Here is a 19,080-nt window from a genome sequence, read left to right as displayed (position 1 = left end):
TCCATCCTGTCGGTGGTGGGCTGTAGCGCGAGCCGTGGATGTGTCGGTGCGCTGCGTTCAGTTTCTCGGCCGGTATTCGCGGAGCAGGCCCCGGCTGATGATGGTCTTCTGGATCTCGCTGGTCCCTTCACCGATCAACAGGAAAGGCGCTTCTCGCATCAGTCGTTCGATCTCGAATTCCTTCGAGTATCCGTAGCCGCCATGGATTCGGAACGATTCCTGGGTGACTTCGGCGCAGTATTCGCTGGCCAGTAGTTTTGCCATACCCGCGCTGATATCGTTGCGTTCGCCGGTGCTCTTCAGGCGTGCGGCGTTGACCATCATGAGATGCGCGGCCTCGATTTTGGATGCCATTTCGGCGAGCTTGAACGCGATGGCCTGGTGTTCGGCGATCGGTTTCCCGAAGGTCTTGCGTTGCTGCGCGTAGTCGATGGCCAGTTCGAACGCCCGGATTGCGACCCCGCAGGCACGCGCCGCGACATTGACGCGGCCGACCTCGACGCCGTCCATCATGAAGGCGAATCCTCGATTCGGTGCGTCGCCGAGGACCTGGCCGGCCGGGATCCGGAAACCATCGAAAACGGCTTCGGTCGTGTCTACGCCCTTGTATCCCATTTTCTCGATTTTCGCGGGAATTGTCAGGCCGGGCGCGACCTCGCCGAACCCCTCCGGCTTCTCGACGAGGAAGGTGGTCAGCCCTCGGCTGGGCTTCAGGTCGTCTCCGCCGGTGCGCGCGAGCAGTGCGATGAGATTGGACGAGGCGCCGTTGGTGAGCCACATCTTGGCGCCGTCGATGATGTAGTCGTTGCCGTCGGGCCGGGCACGAGTTCTGACGGCCGCGACGTCGGAGCCCAGATCGGGTTCCGATATCGAGAACGAACCCCGGACCTCGCCGGTCGCCATCAGCGGCAGATACTTGCTCTTCTGTGCCGGGGTGCCGTGCCGAGCGATCATATGCGCGACGATGAAATGCGTGTTGATCACCCCGGAGACGCTCATCCAGCCGCGGGCGATCTCCTCGACGACCAGCGCGTAGGTGAGCAGCGACTCACCCAGCCCTCCGTACTCTTCGGGAACGGTCAGGCCGAACAGGCCCATTCTCTTCATGGTCTCGACGATCTCGGCGGGGTAGCGGTCGGCTCGTTCGAGCTCCGGTGCGTGGGGAATGATCTCCTTGTTCACGAAAGTTCGTACGGTGGCCAGAATCTCGGTCTGGACGTCGGACAGTCCCGCAGTCTGTGCAAGCACGATGTTCCTCCTTCGGGGGCCGGGTTCAACCGGCCTGTGCGGCGCCGGCGTAGATCGACTTGTACTCGAGATAACCGTCCAGGGCTTCCGGCCCGAGTTCACGTCCGATGCCGCTACTCTTCATGCCGCCGAAGGGCGCCCCGAGGTCCTGCATGTAGTAGTTCACGCCGATGGTGCCGGTGCGGACCCTGCGTGCGACGGCGATACCGCGGTCCTCGTCGGAGGTCCACACCGATCCGCCGAGGCCGTACTCACTGTCGTTGGCCAGCCGGACGGCATCGTCGTCATCGTCGTAGGGCGTGACGGTGACAACCGGCCCGAAGATTTCTTCCCGTGCGATGCGCTCCGAGTTGTCGACATCGGCGAAGACGGTCGGTTCGACGAACCAGCCATCCGGCAGGCCGCCCGGCCGGGCGCCGCCGGCCACGAGCCGGGAGCCGGACTTCTTGCCCAGCTCGATGTAGCCGAGCACGCGCTCCAACTGGGCTTCGCTGGCCATCGGTCCGCAGGTCACCGCGGGGTCCAAGGGGTTGCCCAGCACCACATCGCGCGCGTACTGGGCGACAGCGTCGACGACTTCGGAGTAGCGGGAACGCGGCGCGAGCACGCGCGTCTGCGCAGTACATGTCTGCCCGTTGTTCTGGAATGTGGCGTCGCCCAGCCCGGCGACGAAGGTGGCGAGATCGGCGTCGTCGAGCACGATGGCAGCGGACTTGCCGCCGAGTTCCAGGGTGCAGCGGCGGATCAGCCGGCCGCATTCGGCGCCGATGATCCGTCCGGCCGCGGTGGACCCGGTGAAGGCGATCTTGTCCACCAGTGGGTGCGACACCAGCGCCGCACCTGCCTCCCGCCCCGCCACGACGATGTTCAGCACGCCCGGCGGCAGACCCGCCTCGGTGGCGGCCTCGCCGAGAACGTAGCCGTCGAGCGCCGTTTCCGGAGCCGGTTTCAGCACGACCGTGCAGCCCGCGGCGAGCGCCGGAGCGATCTTCATCATCGCCAGAACCTGCGGATAGTTCCACGGTGTGATCGCCCCGACGACACCGACCGGTTCACGACGCACGAGGGTGGACCCGGCCTGGCTGGGCCGGGCCCGTTCCAGGGGTGTGGACTCGATGGTGTCGGCATACATCTGGAGCAGTCCCGCGGGCGCTGCACCGTTGAAGGCGTGGGACAGCGCGATGGGCATACCGTTCTCCCGGCTGACCAGGGCCGAGGTATCGTCGGCCCGGGCAGCGAGCGCGTCGGCGAACCGGCGCATGATGGTTGCTCGCTCAGCGGCTGTCGTGCTGCCCCACGGACCGTGCAATGCTCGTTCGGCGGCGCGGACGGCGACGTCGATATCGGCTGCCGACCCGAGAGCTGCCGTCCCCAATGGTTTTCCGGTGGCAGCTTCCAGGGATACCCGAGTATCGCCCGCCAGCGGTGTCACCCACTGTCCCTCGATGTAGAAGCGGGTGCGGTCGAGTTCGGTGCTGTTCATGGATATCTCTCCTCGAGTGATCGATTATTGGATGGTCGGTTCGGCGGGGGTGGCGGGCCGGAACCTTGTCGGCCGGTCAGCACTGCGGCGTGCACGGTGCGATCACTTTTCCGGGGTTGAAAATGCCGTGTGGGTCGAGCGCCCGTTTCACCGCTGTATGCATGGCCAGAACCGGCTCGGTCAACTCCCGGGTCAGCCCGTTGCGTTTCAACAGTCCGACACCGTGTTCGCCGGTGACCGTGCCGCCCAGCTCGATCGCGGAATCGAGTATCCGCTCGAAGGCAGCTTCGGCTCGTCGCCGCGCGTGAGCGTCGTCGGCAGGGACGATCAGAAGCGGGTGCAGATTCCCGTCACCGGCGTGGGCAACGTTGGCGATGGTGATTCGGTGCTGCTGCCCGATGGCCTCGATTCTGGTCAGCATCTCGGGGACGCAGGCACGGGGCACGCAGACGTCTTCGGTGAGGACAGGCCCGAGCCGCTCGAGGGCCGGGTACGCGAGCCGGCGAGCCGCGAACAGTGCTTCGGCCTCCTGGAGGTCGGACGAGATCGCCGCCCAGCTCGCACCCGACTCGGTGAAACAGGCCAGAATCGCCGCGGCTTCCTCTTCGCCGCCGGCCCCCGGTGTATCGGTGCGCGCGAGCAGGACGGCATCCGCTTCGTCGGACAGCCCCATGTTTTTCCATGCGTCGACGGCGAGAAGGGTGTGGCGATCGATGAGCTCGAGCGCCGACGGTACGAGACCTGCCGTCCCGACCGCCGCAACTGCGCGCCCGGCCGCGGCAAGTGAGTCGAAGTAGCCGGCGATCGTACGTTCCGGCGGACGTGCCGGGCGGAGACGTACCGTTACCTCGGTGATGATGCCGAGTGTTCCTTCGGAACCGACCATGAGACCCGCCAGGTCATAACCTGCGACCCCCTTGGCGGTGCGGCGGCCGAGCCGCACCAGCTCCCCGCGACCGGTGACCACCTGCATGCCGAGTACGTAATCGCGGGTGACGCCGTACTTCACGCAGCAGAGACCACCGGCGTTCGTCGCGACATTCCCGCCGATGGTCGACCACGGGGCGCTCGCCGGATCCGGCGGGTACCACAGGCCGTGATCGGCACATGCCTTCCGGAGATCGTCGTTCACCACACCGGGCTCGACGACGGCGAGTTGTTCCGTCCTGTCGATCTCCTTGATCGTTGTCATCTGTTCGGTGCACAGCACGACGGCGCCGTCGACCGAGTTGGCGCCGCCGGACAGCCCGGTTCCCGCGCCACGGGCCACCACCGGTGCGCGGTGTTCCAGGCAGATGCGAACGATCTGCTGAATCTCTTCCGCGTTTCGCGGCCGCACGACGGCCGCCGGCCGGCTGTGCGGGGCCCATACGGCTTGGTCGTGTGCGTAGCTGTCGAGAATGCCGGGGTCGTCGATGGTCCGGCTGGGTGGAAGCGCGCGGCGCAGGTCCTCGATCACAGCGGTACTCATCGCGAACATTCGCTGACCACCGGACCGAACTCCGGCAAGGTCGTGTGCTCGCCCACCGTCCGGAATGACACCGAAACCGCCTCGCCGATAACCGGGTCCGTGTCGCCGGCCCATGTCGTCGTGATGTTGGGTCCGCTGTCGAGCCGGACCTGTACCACGATGTAGGGCACCTTGTCCCCGGCGAAATACTGTTTGTGGAACCGGACCCAGCTGTTGACACGGCCGGTTCCCGGATCGTTGTCCCAGCCGATATCGCTGGTGAAGTCGTGGGGACATACGGGCCCGGGTGGCCAGAATCGCCGATCGCAGGTGCCGCATCGAGGGATGCGCAGCAGGGAATTCGCCGCCCCGTCGAGGTGCTCGATGTCCTCGGGGTAGCGGAGGGGGAGTGGGCGTCCGTCCGACACTGTCTGATCACCTGTCCTTCGTGAAAATGAGCGAATCCCCGAAAGGAGTGGCCCACTGGACGGTTTCGCAGCCGGCCACTTGCCGGGGCCCGGCCTGACCACGCAGCTGGCGGGCCGCCTCGACCAGGTGACCCCACCCGCAGATATGTGCCTCGGACAGCAGACCCCCGGCGGTATTGGCCGGGAGCTCACCGCCGAGCTCGATCCGGCCGTTCTGCAGCCAGTCGAGGGCCTGTCCTTCTCCGGCGAATCCGAAGCGCTCGAGGACGAACACCAGATTGGGTGAGAAGGCGTCGTACAGCTGCAGTGCGTCGATATCGGCCGGTCCCGTCAGCCCCGCCTGGGTGTAGACGGTGTTGTGCTCGACGCGCCGGGTGTCGTTCTGCGAGAAGACCCCGAGTCCGGGCGGGGCGAAGATGAATTCGTTGCGACCGGCGTGCAGTCCCTGCATTCCGGCCACGACCACGGCCGGCTGCCGCAGGTCGCGGGCACGTTCGACGGTGGTGACGAGCAGGCAGCCGCCGCCGTCGCTGAGGAGGGCGAAGTCCGGCCGGCGCAACGGTTCGACCACGAAGGGCTGCCGGCGGTACTCGTCGGTCCCCAGGGCATCGGTCTTCTGCGCGGCCGGATTCAGCCGGGCATGCTTGCGGAAGGCGATCGACACCGCGGCGATCAGCTCCGGGTCGTAGCCGTATCGGGCGCAATAGCGCTGGAAGGCCATCGCTGCCCCGGCGCCGGGTGCCGTCATACCGTAGTGCGGAAGTTCCCCGTGCGACCCGCCACCTTGGCGCATACCTTCGAGATCTCCGGCTCCCCCGACCATACCGAGTCCGGAAAAGGACACGCCCGCCACGCATGCCGCGATATCGGACATGCCCAGGGCAACCGATTGCACCGCCGCCTGCAGAGCCGGCCCGACAAAGCGTCCGTGGGTCCACGTCTGCACCGCTGCCCGAATTCCGAGACCGAACGCCTCGGCCATCCGGTCGTAGTCGACGGCCAACGGATAACCGACATTGGTGAACAGCCCGTCGACTTCGTGTACGCACAGGCCGGCATCGTCGAGTGCCAGCCGCAGCGCCTCGGCGGCGAAATCCAGTGCGGTGCGGGGTGAGCGCCGGGAGACTTCGGTCATCCCGATCCCGACTATGGCTACCTGTCGGAGCGGACCGAGTGGCACAGCGGAAGTTCCTTTCCTCGGTGAAGGCGGATCAGATGATGGCGTGGGCGTTCGCGGGGCTGCCCACTCCGCGTGGCAAGGGAAGGACTCCGGACACCAGCAGGAATTCATAGTGACCGCGGTCAGCACACGCGGCGGCGAGCTTTTCGAGATCCCACAACTCGCCCAGCGGCATGCCCTGCAGTGCGATCAGACGGCGGTGCAGGAATCCCTTCCGGCGGTCGATCGGGAAGACTTCCACGCCGACGTTGTCGGCGGCCACCGCGGCGAACTCGTTGTCCCAGAGATAGCCGGCCATCTGTTTCGATGAATCCAGCCCCGGGCAGGCGAACCCGGCACCGATCGTGCCGCGCATACGGAGCCGGTGCTGGAGTGGGCGCGTGCGGTACCACTCGGTCCAACCGGTGCGAACAACGAGTATGTCGCCCGACTCGAAGGTTGTTCCCTGTGCGGCCGCCGCCGCGTCGAGCATGGCCGCGGTGATCACGACCGGTTCGTCCGGAACCATCGGGGTTCCCACGTCGGCGAGGTAGCGGGCGATATCGACCAGGACGCCGCGCCCGCCGAACCCGTGGGCTGCCCAGTGATCGACACCGAGGGTGTCGGTGGTGGCGAGATCGGTCTCCTGCCGGCCGCCCCAGTAGCCGTGCCGTCCGGCACGGATATGCCTGAGCCCGTCCCATTGGGAGGAGCCCTGCAGATAGAAGCGGTCGAGCCGGTCGTCGTGTCCGGCTGCTGTGTCTTCGACGATGTGGTCGTAGGGACCGCGATCGCCGAACACACCCGGATTCGGCTCGTCCAACGGCAGGCACAGCGAGATCATCTCGCCGGTCCGGATGGTGCGGGCTGCGGCGAGCCGCTGCCCAGGTCCGATGAGGTTGAGCGTGCCGAGTTCGTCGTGGCGACCCCACACATCCCAGCCGTGGTGTTCGTCGCGGTCCGGCAGTACCGGAAGCTCGGCGAAGCGCGGCGTACGCCGGATTGCTTCGGCGGTGCTCATCGCACGCCCTCGGTAAGCATGTCGCGCAGTTTCAGCTTGCTCACCTTGCCGGTGGCAGTCTGCGGTACCGCCGCCGACTCCATCACGACGAAACGGCCGGGCACCTTATAGCTGGCGGCACGAGCGCGGATGTACTCGGTCAGCGTGCGGGCAAGCGCTTCGTGGTCGCCGACAGCGACGGCCGGCACCACAACGCAGGCCATCTCCTGGTCGCCTTCCCGGGTCTCCAGCCCGAATACGTACGCCTGGTCCACCGAGGTGTGGCCGGATATGATCTCCTCCACTTCGAGCGGCGCGACGTTGATCCCTTTGATCTTGAGCATTTCCTTCCAGCGCCCGCCGAAGGACAATCTGCCGTCGGCGTCCAGCACACCGAGATCACCGGTGCGGAACCAGTCGTCCGCGGTCCGGGTACCGGCGTTGATCTCGGTGCCACCCAGATAGCCGGGTATGACACAACCGCGGATCTCGATCTCGCCCACGGATCCGGGCGGGCACGGAGCTCCTGTGGAGTCGGTGATCCGAATTTCCTGGGTGGGAAGGCATTTCCCCTGCGTATCGAGCTTGATCGAGAGGTCGTCGTGAGCGTCGGACATAGTGACGAATCCGTATGACTCGGTCAGCCCGTAGGCACTGCACGCTTCGGTTATGTCGAGGCCCTCGATCGCCAGTCGCTTGTCCTCGGCATTGAATCCGACCGGTCCCGTCCGCAGCGACGAGATGTCCCGTCGTCCGAAACTCGGCGCAGCCAGCAGGGCGCGTACGGCGGTGGCCAGGCCGTAGAACACAGTGCAGCGCTCGGCCTCGATGAATTCCAGGGCCGCATCGCCTTCGACCTTCTCCTGGATACAGAGGGTGATCCCGTGGGCCAGTGCGACGGGGAGCGCGTTGCACGCGCCGTACCCGAAGAACAACGGCATCGCGAACCACAGTCGATCACCGGGCACCACGTGCATGCGATCACCCATTGCGCGACCGTTGCGCAGCAGTTTGGCGTGCTCGAGCGGTACTGGTTTGGGAAGCGCTGTGCTGCCGCTGGTGTAGAGAATCATCGCCGGATCGGACGGTCCACACGTCTGCGGTGGGCAGGGTCCGCGCTGCGCCGCAGGCGGAAAGGGCTCGGCGGCCGGCCACAGCAATGCCCCCAGGTATTGCTCGGCGTGGGTAGCGGATGTGTATGTTCGGGGATATCCGGCGGCGGCGAGTTCGGCGGGGATGTCCTTGCCGAAGACGAGATCCTCGGTCACGATCAACCGCAGATCCGCGGTGGCGATCAGATGTGCCAGTTCGTTGGAGCGATACCAGGTGTTGATCGGGACGGCAGTCAGTCCCGCGCGCTGGGCGCCGAGCACAGCGACGAGCCAGCGCAGGCCGTTCGGTAGCAGTACTCCCACCCGGTCACCGGGACGCAGGCCGGCCGCAGCCAGCGATCCGGCGAAATCTTCACAGCGGGAATTCAATTCGGCAAAGGTCAGTCGTCCTTCCGGCGCCACCACGGCTTCCGCATCGGCGAATGATTCGGACAGCGCGGCCATTGCCTCGGGGAAGGTCTCGGGCCGACCCCTGTGGATCTCGTTCACTTGACTGGTCCTGTCTTCCGGATTGGTGCACATCGGTGGGCATGCCACCGGTCGGAGAGGCGGTTCGTCATCGGATCGATGGCACCGCGCGGAGATCGGCGTAAGCGCGCAACAGGAACCCGGCTTCGAAAGGCCGGTCCGTCGGCGGTTTTCGCCATTTCACCATCTGTGGGGGACATTACGCGCAACATGATGGTGAGTCAAGCAACAGTATGTCGAGTGAATTTCGAGTGGCCGCTTCCGTGGGCAGGCGCCGATGACCGGCACGCCGCCGGGGGCGGTGTGCCGGTCTCGGTATCACGCTGTGGCGACGGGAGGGAGGTTGATGGCCGTGTAGGTGAACTCGGCTCCGGTTCTCGACTGCGCGAAAGTGTGGCGACTCGTCGAGCGTGTGTGTATTCGTAGACCGGAGAGCCCGGGCGGTGCAGCGGTCAGGAGCTACGGTCCTTCTTCAGGTTCAGGGCGTCGCCCCACAGTCCGGTCACCACATCGAGCAGGGTCGCGCGCTCCAGTATGAAAACCTTCTGCACGATGCATCGAAAGCACAGCTGATCGAGTTGCACCATCAGCAGTTCGATGCGCAGTTGCCGTTCGTCACGGTGCTCCGGCGGGATCGTCTGCAGGTATCCGTCGAGTTCGTGGGCGAGCTGGTCGATCTGGTCCTTCCAGCGTGCGGCGACCTCGAGATCGCCGGCCATGGCTTCGTGAATCGCGGGCAGCAGTTTCGCGTGGTCCTCCCACCAGGTCAAGGCGTTGTCGAGCCAATTCCGCAGCGCGGACTCGGTGCCTTCCTCGAGTGCGACGTTCAGCAGTGACCAGTAGCGTGCGCTTTGCTGTTTGCGGACGGCCTCGTAGACCTCGTTGAAAACTTCGGCTTTGTTGGCGAAGTGGAGGTAGAGGGTGGATCGATTGATCTTCGCTGCCTTGGTGATATCGCCGATGGACGCTTCCCCGTAACCGCGCTCTTCGAAAACTGTGCGTGCCGCATGCAATATTCGCCGGCGTGTCATCAACCGCTGCTGCTCACGCACCGGGAGCAGCTCTGTCGTCTCAGTCGATGCAGTGTTGTCCATGCTGCGAGCGTAGACCCGAGGGTTGTCGCCGACATGACGCAGCGTCGGCCGACGCCCTGGTGGCAGGCGTAACGGGACAAACTCAGCGACTGACTCGACATGGTGATGGTTGACACAACGGCCTGTTGTGCTTAGGCTCACTTCCGGACATACGCACTTGCCAGTGCACGCAGGTCGCCGCGCAGACAACCCGGCCGATCGCCGCGAGCCGAGGCCCCGGCCGATGCCGCAACGCGCTACTCGATATGCGGCCGGAGTCTCCGATTCGAACCGGTTCGTCGGCGAGGCATCACAGCCTCCCCACCCGTTCGGCCGATTCGGCCGCCGGGGGCCGAGGCCCGCGACGACAGCTCGGCACGCCTCGGCATATGGAGCGCGGAATGTCGTCGATGTGAGGGAGTTACCATGTCCAGAGTCAACGCCAGATTCCGAATCCCGGTACTGGCACTGTGTTTCGCCGGATTGGCATTCGAAGGGTATGACCTGGTCTCCTACGGGACAGTGCTGCCCCAGCTGGTGTCCCCCGAGGGATGGGATATCGGGCCGGCGACAGCGGGGCTGATCAGCACTCTCACGGTCGTAGGTATGTTGATCGGCTCGCTCGTCTCCGGTGCACTGGCCGATTTCATCGGCCGGCGCTTGCTGACCATCGCCTCGTGCGGCTGGTTCTCCGCGTGGATGGCGATCTGCGCCGTGGCGCCGACGGCTGAAATGCTCGGCGGGGCCCGTTTCATGGCAGGGCTGGGTATCGGCGCGTTCGTTCCGCTCGCGGCGGCGCTTGCGGTGGAATTCGCGCCGGAGGGGAAGGGGAATCGGTACAGTGCCATCGCCTGGTCCGGATACCCTGTCGGAGGTGTTGTCGCCGCGCTCGTCGGCGTGGTAGCGCTGGAGCCGTTGGGCTGGCGCTTCCTCTTCGCGCTCGGTGCTCTACCTCTGGTGACCCTGGTGCCGCTGATGTATTTCACCCTTCCCGAATCCTCGGCAACGCGCCGGCCCGCGGATTATGCAGACGCATCGCAGGACGACCGGAGCTCCGGCACTGCGCGGGGCCCGAAGGCGTTGTTCGTCGACGGAGTATGGGTGCGAACCATCGTCTTCGGACTGATGAGTGCGAGTGGGCTGGTGCTGACCTATGGGCTGAATACCTGGCTTCCGCAGCTGATGCGCGCGAACGGATACGAACTCGGGTCGGCACTGACCTTCCTGATTGCTCTCAATCTGGGTGCGGCCACAATTCCGCCGCTACTCGCCAGGCGCGCCGACGCCTCGGGGCCCCGGACGGTGATGATCGCAGTATTTCTCGCCGCCGCAGCGAGCATTCTCGCGCTGAGCATCGCGCTTCCGCTGGGTCTGGTCTATGTCCTTGTATTCGTCGCCGGCGCCGGAACTCTCGGAGCGCAGCTGCTGATGTCCGGATTCGTGGCGACGGACTATCCCGACAACTCCCGAGTCGCCGCACTGTCGTGGATTTCGTGCGCCGGCCGGGTCGGAGCCCTCGGCGGCCCGACGTTGATCGGATTCCTCGTCGCCGCCGGTAGCAGCGTCGAGACAAGTTTCTACGTCTTTGCGGGATTCGGAATTCTCGGTGCGATACTCGCTGCCGCGATTCCGCGACGGCCGCAAACATGGTCTGTCACAGATGCCGAGGGAAAAGCCGTGCGTTCCGAAGCCTGATCCAGGAAATGGAGTATTTTCGATGACTGTCAACTCTTCCTTCGAAGTCGTCGCCGACGGATACTCGTTCACCGAGTGCCCGCGCTACCACGACGGTCGCGTCTGGTTCGTCGACATGCATCTGAACCGAGTGATCTCGGTTCGGCCGGACGGTTCGGATACACGCACGATCGAGGTTGCGAGCGCGCCCGGCGGTATCGGGTGGTTACCCGACGGACGTCTCCTGGTGGTTCTCATGCAGGAGCGAAAAATCGTCCGGCTCGACGACGATGAAATGGTCGTGCACGCGGACCTCTCCGATTCGGTCATCTCGACGCTGAACGATTTGGCTGTGGACTCCGCCGGCCGATGCTACGTCGGCGAAACCGGATTCGACCCGCACGCCTTCCTGTCCGATCCGGAAGATATCGACAACGTATGCCACGGCCGGTTCACCCCGCCGGCGACCAGCCGGCTATTCCTGGTCGAAGTGGACGGCGAATACCGGGAGGTGGCTTCCGGGCTGGCATTCAGCAACGGAATCGTCGTCGACGAAACCCGGAAGTATCTATTCGTCGCCGAGTCGTTCGGCGCCCGGCTGACTCGTTTCCGCCTTGCTCCCGACGGCACTCTCACCGAGCGCAGGGAGCTGTTCGTCGACTTCGCGCCGGACGGCATCGGAATGGATACTTGGGGATATATCTGGGTATCGGATGTATTCGGCCGCGCCGCAGTTCGTATCGACGCGGAGGGCCGGGAAATCGAGCGGGTACGGTCCAGCCGACTCGTCCTGGCCTGCGCAACCGGTGGTGCACACGGTGATCAGCTCTACCTGTGCGCCTCGCCGGCGCTGGACAGCACCGAATGCCTGCGATTGCGCGAGTCACGGATCGAGGCAGTGACCATCGATTCGCCTACACGTGTCGCGAAGTGATCGGCAGGACTCATCGTGATTGCTACATGCCGGCGAGTAACTCTGGTGGCGCCCGGTTCGGACGAGCGTAAAGCCCGCAAGGCACTCGATTCTTCTGTCGACGAGGTCGTTCTCGATCTCGAAGACGCTGTCACTCCCGGTCGCAAGGATGAGGTGCGGGGGATCGTGGCCGAGTTGGTCGGTGAGTACGGACCCCGGCGGCCGGTCTCCGTCCGGGTGAACGGACCGGATACCCGATGGTTCGGCCGTGACCTGTCCGCACTCTGCGAAGTGGCGGATGCCCTGGCTTCGATCGTGATTCCGAAGGTCGGCTCGACCGCGGACCTCGAGGCCGCCGACCGGATACTCGACGAAGCCGGCGGCACGGAGGTGCGACTGCAGGCGCTGGTGGAAACCCCCACCGGAATCCGCAATGTCGACCGGATCGCCGCCGGTTCCCGGATCGAGGCCGTGATCATCGGATACGCCGATCTGGGTGCCGCACTGGGCCGGTCGCCCGCGTCCCCGCCCGAACAGTGGCTCTATGTTCAGGACCGGGTGCTACACGCCGCGCGTGCGGCGGGAGTGCAGGCAATAGACGGTCCCTTCCTCGGAATCGCCGACGACCCGGCCTTCCACCATGCGGGCCACTGGGCCGCGGATCTCGGGTTCGACGGCAAATGGGTTGTGCACCCGGCACAGGTCGGTACCACGCTGGAGTTGTTCACTCCGAGCGTTGAACAGGTCGACTTCGCCAGGCGGGTGCTGTCCGCACTCGAACAAGCGGAGGAACAGGGGGTGGGAGCCGTTCAACTCGACGGCCGGATGCTCGACGAAGCTCTCGCCGTCGCCGCCCGCCGTACGCTGACCAAGATCGGAGCCAGACGATGACAACTCTCGACCACGCGCGGACTGTTGTCGTCGGCGGGCCCTACTTCGACCGGTTGGCCGTCGGGCAGGTCTTCGATACCGCTCCCGCCGTCACCTTGACCGACGGGCTCGCTGCCGCGCACGGAGCGATCGTCGGCAATCGGTTGCGCCTGACGCTCGACAGGTCGCTGGCGGCAACGGTCGCCGGTGGCCCGGTCGCGCACCCGGGGCTTGTCACCGATATCGCGATCGGACAATCGACTCTGGCCACCCATCACGTCAAAGCGAACCTCTTCTACCGAGGCCTGCGGTTACATCGCCTGCCGTTGATCGGTGACACGCTGTCGACCACCACTGCGGTCGTCGGCCTGAAAAGCAACTCGATCAGACCCGGGCGGCCGGCGACAGGTCTCGCCGTATTGCGTATCAGCACTGTGGACCAGCACGGACGGACCGTTCTGGACTTCCACCGATGCGCCATGCTGCCGGTCGACCCCGCGGTCGATCCGGCCGAGGTGGCCCGCACCGACGATGTGTCCACGATCGGCGAATCGCATGCAACGGACTGGGCAGTGCCCGAAGGAATCGATCTCGATGCCTACCGATCCGCAGTGCCAGAACCGCATTTCGACCCGTCACTGGTGGGGGTCGGGTTCACCTCGAGCGGCGATGTCGTCAGCAGTGCACCCGAACTGGCCCGGCTCACCCTCAATATCGCCGCCACCCACCACGATGAGCGGACGAGCCCGACCGGTCGCCTCGTCTACGGTGGCCACACCATCGGCATCGCTCTCGATCAGGCAGTACGGGCGCTGCCGAACATGGTGACAGTACTCGGCTGGCAATCCTGCGATCATACGGCCGCAGTCGCCGAAGGGGATACGCTCACCAGCGACCTGTACGTCGAGAACGCGTCGATACTGCCGACCGGCGGCACCCTCGACCTGCGATCGATTGTTTTCTCTCACCGTCGGGACGCACCGCCACAGCAGGTGCTGGACTGGCGATTCACCGCTCTGTTCGCTTGACGTCCGGTAAAAGCTTCATCCTCCGCGAGCCGCACCCGAGTGACGGTCGCAAAGTCGCCATTGTCGCCACTGGGCAAAGATTCCTCGCTGGACGGTTGATACGCGGTACCGGGCCCGGGTTATGCCAGTGAATTTGGGCGTCGTTCGTCGGCGAATTTGGGCATCGGCGGCCGGGGTGATGGCGGTAGTGTGACGGCGAAATTTGACGTCACTGGACGGCCAAGCGAGAGGGTGCGGTACGCAGCACGATGGTGCCGTCGGGTCAATTGCGCGATGTCATACCGGGGGCTCGCAGCCCTGGCCTCCAGGACCAGACAGGAAGATGACAAGGCCAAATCCGCACATCATGGCGAGAATCCCACTGCTACTCAATGTAAGTCGCAGTAGGCTGATCTTATCGCGACGGGCCCACAGATTAGCCAGCAGGACAAGCCCGCCGGCCAGCATGGTGACGGCGCCTGTGACCTGGAAGCTTTCGACAGCTGTGAACTTCGCGTTGCGTGAAGCTGGTCCACCATGGGCCGCGTCACAGAAATCCGCGACACCTCCGGTGAACAATACGTAACCACCGAGGAAGATGGCAGGTCCAAAAAGGAACGAGCTCACGACATAGGTCAATGCGAGTACAACCGGACGTTCCAAGGGCTTCACCATACGTACCGTAGTTCGCCACCACCACTGGAGATGCCAGGAGAGGAAGAACGGCCAAACTGCAGTCCCGTGAATTCCGACGTCGTTGGCTGGCGAATCCTGGCGGCGGAGGGCGTGGATCAGGGTCGTGTTGATCGGCGGAAAGTGACGTCATCGGTCGGCGTGTCGGCAGCGGCGTCGGGATGGTGGATAGAGTTCGATCACGGTGCTTCTCGCGTGTGAGGGTGCCGGGGCGGAGGCGCTAGTGTCGCGCCGTGGTCGAGAGCAGGGGGATTCGGCTGGGGCGGGAACCCGCAGCCCGGTTGGCGGAGCTTGGTTGTTGCGAGATCAAGCCGGGGTTGACCGACTCCGAGTTCGAGCGGATCGAGAAACACTACGGGTTCGAGTTTGCTGATGAGCATCGTGCGTTCCTTGCGGCCGGGCTGCCGGTGCGCGACCTTGATGACGTCGATGCGGAATGGAAAACGTGGGAAAAGCCGTGGCCGGACTGGCGTGACGGTGCTTCTGAGGATCTGCAGCGGCATCTCGAGTGGCCGGTCGATGTCGCGATCTGGCAGGTCGAGCAGGAAGGGTTCTGGCCGCGGTGCTGGGGTGAGCGGCCGGCCGACCCCGCTGAGGCGGTGGCCCGGGCCCGGCAGCGGCTGCAGGGCGCGCCGCGGTTGGTTCCGGTGTATGCCCGCCGGTTTCTGCCTGCCGGACGTGGAAACTGGGGGCACCCTGTTCTGTCGGTGTGGCGGCTTGGGGACACCATCTGTTATGGCGGTGATCTGAACATGTGGGTTCGTCTGGAGTTCACCGAACGGGGTGACGACTGGCGCAGCGAGGAGTGGAAGTCGCGGGTGACCGTGCCGTTTTGGCGCGACTACCTGTTGTGAGGCACGACGGTTCACCTCGCGAACAGGCCAGCAGATCCGGGATATCGGTGAACCGTGACGTCGGCGCTGTGGGCTGGAGCTGGGTTCGGTCGGTGAATTTCGACGTCACCCGCCGACGGCTTTGGCTTGGGCGGTGCGGGCGAGGCGGTAGGAGTCGGTGCCGGTTTCGAGGATGTGGCCGCCGAAGGTGAGGCGGTCGACGATCGCGGCGCAGAGCCGGGGGTCGGTAAAGGTTTTGGTCCAGCCGGAGAAGGACTCGTTGGAGGCGATGGCGACGGAGTTCTTCTCCTCGCGTTCGGTGAGGACTTGGAACAGTAGTTCGGCGCCGCGGCGGTCGAGTTCCATGTAGCCGAGTTCGTCGATGCAGAGCAGGTCAACGCGTCCGTAGCGGGCGATGGTCTTGGTCAGCTGTTTGTCGTCGGCGGCTTCTACGAGTTCGTTGACCAGCTTGGTGGCCAACGTGTATTTGACGCGGAAGCCCTGCATGGCGGCTTCGGTGCCCAACGCGATGAGCAGATGCGATTTGCCGGTGCCGGAGTCCCCGATCAGGCAGAGCGGCAGACCTTTCTTGATCCAGTCTCCGCTGGCGAGGGTATTGATGGTGGCGGCGTCGATATTGGGGTTGGCGTCGAAGTCGAACGCGCGCAGCGATTTGTCCCGTGGGAAGCCCGCGGCGCGGATTCGGCGTTCGGAGCGTCGGCGGGCTCGGTCGTCGCATTCGGCGATCAGCAGCTCGGCCAGGAAGGCCCGGTAGGTCATCTGTTCGCGGCTCGCGTTCTCGGCGATCTCGTTGAACTGGGACCGGACGGTGGGCAGCCGCAGCATGCGGCAGGCTTGGTCGACTGCGGCGTCGGCGGCCTGTTCGGTCATGCCGTGACGACGGGGTGTGGAGGTTGTCATGCGGTGGTGGATCCTTTCGTCGTGGTGGGCGTTCGGCGGAGTAGCTGGTCGTAGGCCGCGACCGAGGGCAGCGGGCGCCGATCCGGCGGTAGCTGGGCGAGGCGGCGCTCGGTCAGAGACGGCACTTAGCCGGGTGCGTCGAGGTCGACCACCGCAGGTTCGGAATCCAGGGTTTCGCCGATCTTGCGGGCTTCGAGTGCGACCGCGTCGGCGGTCAGTGCGCCTGCCTGCTGCGCGGCTGCGAGGCCGGCGACGGCATGGTCGTGGGGCAGATGGGAGTGGAGCAGAAGCACTTCGATGAGAGCCGGAAGAACCCACCGGCGCCAATCTGCCTGAAATTCCTGTCGTAGAACTACTCTGCTCCCGAGCGCGACCGGTTGATCACCGGTCGACGACGTTCGCGCGCAGTCATCAGATACTCCCCACGGGCCGGGGTGCCGGCGGCCATGTCGTGGACAGTGCTTCAAAGACCGGCGCCGCCGGTGGCGTCCACAACACGTCCCGTCATCCATCGGGCGTCGTCGGAGGCAAGGAATGCCACGATATCGGCGATATCGGCGGGGGCGCCGACACGTCCCAACGCTGCCAGCGCCGCCGCACTGGTCTCTGCTTCCGCGTCGCGGTGCAGCCAGCCCGCGTTCATATCGGTATCGGTGATGCCCGGTGCGAGGGAATTGACTGTGATGCCGCGTGGGCCGAGCTGTGCGGCGAGGTTGAGGGTGAAGGTGTCCAACGCTGCTTTGGTCGACCCATAGGCGATGGCGCCCGGCAGTGCCAGTCGCGCTGCGCCGCTGGATATGTTGATAATCCTTCCGCCGTCGGGTATCCGGGGGAGTCCGTGCTGCACGATGAAGAACGGCGCGCGCACGTTGACGGCGAATACTCGGTCGAAATCTTCTTCGGTGAGAACGGAGATATCGGCGTAGCAACCGATTCCGGCGTTGTTCACGAGAATGTCCACGTGTGCGCCGGGGAGTGCTGCGTCGAACGCCGCCCATAGTTGTTCGGCATCGTTGTGGGTGCCCAATTCGGCCTGCAGGGCTACCGCGTGCCCACCTTCCGCATGGATCCGGGCTACGACGGCGTCGGCTGCCGGGCGGTTCGTGGCATAGGTGAAGGCCACGGTGGCACCGTCACGGGCGAGCCGTTCGGCTATGGCGCGGCCGATTCCGCGGCTGCCGCCGGTTACCAGTGCCGTCATGGTGTCGAGTGTTCCCACGGGTCCGCCTTCTATTTGGTGGTCGATCACTCAACAATTTATCACACATTGTTGAGTGATCGGCCTACAATGTCGGGATGGCAGCAGCGACACGTGGGCGCCCGCGCACCTTCGACCGTGCCGCGGCGCTGGACGCCGCAACCCGGCTGTTCTGGGAGCGCGGCTATCACGCCACCTCACTCGGTGACCTGACCGCGGCGATGGGTATCCGGCCGGGGAGTCTGTACAAAGCGTTCGGAGACAAACAATCGCTGTTCCGGGAAGTGGTCGACTCCTATTCCGCCACCCCGAACGCCGCGTTCGTGCGGCGCGCTCTCGACGAAACCTCCACCGCCCGAGCCGCCTTCGATCGCATTCTGCACGACGCCGCGCGCATCTACGCGGACCCGGCGCACCCGCCCGGCTGCCTGATCATCACCGCCGCGACCAACGTCACCGGGCAGGACGCCGAGATCGAGGCCTTCCTGCGCGATATCCGCAACGCCAATCTGCGGACATTCCGTGACCGGTTCGATACCGCCGGTAAGCAGGGCGAACTGGCGCCCGATGCCGACCCCGCGGCGCTGGCGAACTTCTTCGCCGTCGTGATCCAGGGCATGTCGCAACGTGCCCGCGATGGTGCGACAGCCGACGATCTCCACCGAGTGGCCGATCTCGCGATGAAGACGCTCTGACTCACCGGGCCGACGCCGGAACCCGATGTCACCGAGCCGGGCGGCTTCGTGCGCTTCTGCTTCCTGGACCCCCGTCTCCGCGCCTCCTGCCCGCACTGGGACCTCATGGCCGACGGTGCGGCGCTCGGTTTCGGCGGCGCGGCGACCGTCCGGGTTCGCCTTTCGTGCCGGTCGGCCGGCCCGGACCCAGGTACCGTTCGAACGTGTCGATCAGTTCCTGGTGGGCTGTCCGGACGCCGATTCCCTGCTCGAGCTGAAGAAGTTTCGGGATACCGGTGATGAGTAGCAGTAGGGCGCCCGGAGTGAGCTCCTGGTCGAGGGCCTTGCTTCCGTCGAAACCGCGGGACAAGGCATCGAGCTGCACTTTGCGTAACCGCTCGGTCGCTTCCGCGATTTCGGCTCGGACCGATTCGCGATGATTGCCCAGCGCCATGAACTCCGTGGTCAGCGCGCTGGTTGCCTCATCCCAACTGTATTCCCAGAGTGCGCGCGGCAATTGGTCGCCGGGCACTTGCAGGGCCTCGGTGAGATGTCTGATGTTGCGCTCGGTGTATCGGCGGATGGCGGCGTGGAAGATGCCGTCGAGTGTCCGGAAGTAGTACTGAACCAGGCTCGGGGTGACACCCGCTTCGGCGGCCACCGCGCGGAACGTCACCGCCGCGTAGCCCTCTTCCAGCATCAACTGCTCCACACAGTCCAGTAGGACGCCCCTGGTCTTCGACGTCTCGGCGCCGGTGCGCCGTGACGATGCCGCCATGCCTGCCTCCTGATCTCCCGGTGACACGCATCCTCCCACCTCTGCTGCTATACGATCGTATAGCAGCGTGGTGTGATCCCGGACGGGCAACCCGTGCT

The 19,080-nt window shown here is 65.3% G+C and carries 19 protein-coding genes; 6 read left to right on the top strand and 13 right to left on the bottom strand.

Going from position 1 to position 19,080, the window contains the following annotated elements; translation table 11 throughout:
* Window positions 1-57 precede the first annotated feature (57 nt).
* The 8 genes from QH195_RS28805 to QH195_RS28770 all read right to left on the bottom strand — a co-directional run bounded on the left by QH195_RS28805 (window position 58) and on the right by QH195_RS28770 (window position 9,442).
* Window positions 58-1,248, bottom strand: coding sequence for an acyl-CoA dehydrogenase family protein (locus tag QH195_RS28805; RefSeq protein ID WP_280437705.1), 1,191 nt, complete (start codon window positions 1,246-1,248; stop codon window positions 58-60).
* A gap of 25 nt (window positions 1,249-1,273) precedes the next feature.
* The gene (locus QH195_RS28800) at window positions 1,274-2,731 is read right to left on the bottom strand and encodes an aldehyde dehydrogenase (RefSeq protein WP_280437704.1); all 1,458 of its coding nucleotides are present in this window, start codon (window positions 2,729-2,731) and stop codon (window positions 1,274-1,276) included.
* A gap of 76 nt (window positions 2,732-2,807) precedes the next feature.
* A complete protein-coding gene (locus QH195_RS28795; RefSeq protein WP_432278298.1) occupies window positions 2,808-4,202 on the bottom strand; it encodes an FAD-binding oxidoreductase in 1,395 nt (464 codons plus the stop codon).
* Complete coding sequence (locus QH195_RS28790; protein WP_280437702.1) at window positions 4,199-4,609, bottom strand: Zn-ribbon domain-containing OB-fold protein; 411 nt, start codon at window positions 4,607-4,609, stop codon at window positions 4,199-4,201. Before QH195_RS28790 ends, QH195_RS28795 begins: the two co-directional genes overlap by 4 nt.
* A gap of 7 nt (window positions 4,610-4,616) precedes the next feature.
* On the bottom strand, window positions 4,617-5,744 hold the full coding sequence (locus QH195_RS28785; RefSeq protein WP_280437701.1) for a thiolase family protein: 1,128 nt from the start codon (window positions 5,742-5,744) through the stop codon (window positions 4,617-4,619).
* 76 nt (window positions 5,745-5,820) lie between these two features.
* Window positions 5,821-6,789 (bottom strand): cyclase family protein, encoded by a 969-nt coding sequence (locus tag QH195_RS28780; RefSeq protein ID WP_280437700.1) that lies wholly within the window; start codon window positions 6,787-6,789, stop codon window positions 5,821-5,823.
* The gene (locus QH195_RS28775) at window positions 6,786-8,369 is read right to left on the bottom strand and encodes a class I adenylate-forming enzyme family protein (RefSeq protein ID WP_280437699.1); all 1,584 of its coding nucleotides are present in this window, start codon (window positions 8,367-8,369) and stop codon (window positions 6,786-6,788) included. Before QH195_RS28775 ends, QH195_RS28780 begins: the two co-directional genes overlap by 4 nt.
* Before the next feature lie 431 nt (window positions 8,370-8,800).
* Complete coding sequence (locus tag QH195_RS28770) at window positions 8,801-9,442, bottom strand: TetR/AcrR family transcriptional regulator (RefSeq protein WP_168436136.1); 642 nt, start codon at window positions 9,440-9,442, stop codon at window positions 8,801-8,803.
* A 405-nt stretch (window positions 9,443-9,847) separates the two neighbouring features.
* Between QH195_RS28770 and QH195_RS28765 the strand changes: the two genes are divergently transcribed.
* From QH195_RS28765 to QH195_RS28750, 4 genes are read left to right on the top strand one after another with little or no spacing between them, the layout of a single operon-like run.
* Window positions 9,848-11,116 carry an MFS transporter gene (locus tag QH195_RS28765; protein ID WP_280437698.1) on the top strand — a complete coding sequence of 423 codons (1,269 nt, stop codon included), beginning with the start codon at window positions 9,848-9,850 and terminating at the stop codon, window positions 11,114-11,116.
* A 22-nt stretch (window positions 11,117-11,138) separates the two neighbouring features.
* On the top strand, window positions 11,139-12,029 hold the full coding sequence (locus QH195_RS28760; RefSeq protein WP_280437697.1) for an SMP-30/gluconolactonase/LRE family protein: 891 nt from the start codon (window positions 11,139-11,141) through the stop codon (window positions 12,027-12,029).
* Window positions 12,030-12,044: 15 nt separating this feature from the next.
* Window positions 12,045-12,899, top strand: a complete 855-nt coding sequence (locus QH195_RS28755) for an HpcH/HpaI aldolase/citrate lyase family protein (RefSeq protein ID WP_432278299.1) — start codon at window positions 12,045-12,047, stop codon at window positions 12,897-12,899.
* Complete coding sequence (locus QH195_RS28750; RefSeq protein WP_280437696.1) at window positions 12,896-13,906, top strand: MaoC family dehydratase; 1,011 nt, start codon at window positions 12,896-12,898, stop codon at window positions 13,904-13,906. The genes QH195_RS28755 and QH195_RS28750 overlap by 4 nt, the downstream gene beginning before the upstream one ends.
* 276 nt (window positions 13,907-14,182) lie before the next feature.
* Here QH195_RS28750 and QH195_RS28745 read toward each other — a convergent pair whose 3' ends face one another.
* Window positions 14,183-14,557 (bottom strand): hypothetical protein, encoded by a 375-nt coding sequence (locus QH195_RS28745; RefSeq protein ID WP_280437695.1) that lies wholly within the window; start codon window positions 14,555-14,557, stop codon window positions 14,183-14,185.
* Window positions 14,558-14,811: 254 nt separating this feature from the next.
* Here QH195_RS28745 and QH195_RS28740 point away from each other — a divergent pair, with 254 nt between their 5' ends.
* Complete coding sequence (locus tag QH195_RS28740) at window positions 14,812-15,432, top strand: hypothetical protein (RefSeq protein ID WP_280437694.1); 621 nt, start codon at window positions 14,812-14,814, stop codon at window positions 15,430-15,432.
* 105 nt (window positions 15,433-15,537) lie between these two features.
* Here QH195_RS28740 and istB read toward each other — a convergent pair whose 3' ends face one another.
* From istB to QH195_RS28725, 3 genes are all read right to left on the bottom strand, one after another.
* Entirely contained in the window at window positions 15,538-16,332 is a 795-nt protein-coding gene (gene istB, locus QH195_RS28735; RefSeq protein WP_280437693.1) for an IS21-like element helper ATPase IstB, read from the bottom strand.
* Between the two features lie 125 nt (window positions 16,333-16,457).
* On the bottom strand, window positions 16,458-16,625 hold the full coding sequence (locus tag QH195_RS28730) for a hypothetical protein (protein WP_280437692.1): 168 nt from the start codon (window positions 16,623-16,625) through the stop codon (window positions 16,458-16,460).
* Window positions 16,626-16,795: 170 nt separating this feature from the next.
* Window positions 16,796-17,533 carry an SDR family oxidoreductase gene (locus tag QH195_RS28725; RefSeq protein ID WP_280437691.1) on the bottom strand — a complete coding sequence of 246 codons (738 nt, stop codon included), beginning with the start codon at window positions 17,531-17,533 and terminating at the stop codon, window positions 16,796-16,798.
* 95 nt (window positions 17,534-17,628) lie between these two features.
* Here QH195_RS28725 and QH195_RS28720 point away from each other — a divergent pair, with 95 nt between their 5' ends.
* Window positions 17,629-18,225, top strand: a complete 597-nt coding sequence (locus tag QH195_RS28720) for a TetR/AcrR family transcriptional regulator (protein WP_280425932.1) — start codon at window positions 17,629-17,631, stop codon at window positions 18,223-18,225.
* Window positions 18,226-18,328: 103 nt separating this feature from the next.
* Here QH195_RS28720 and QH195_RS28715 read toward each other — a convergent pair whose 3' ends face one another.
* Complete coding sequence (locus tag QH195_RS28715; RefSeq protein WP_280437690.1) at window positions 18,329-18,982, bottom strand: TetR/AcrR family transcriptional regulator; 654 nt, start codon at window positions 18,980-18,982, stop codon at window positions 18,329-18,331.
* Window positions 18,983-19,080 lie beyond the last annotated feature (98 nt).

It is taken from the genome of Nocardia carnea, assembly GCF_029868855.1.
GTDB lineage: Bacteria > Actinomycetota > Actinomycetes > Mycobacteriales > Mycobacteriaceae > Nocardia > Nocardia carnea_A.
This window is presented reverse-complemented; position numbering and strand designations above follow the sequence as displayed.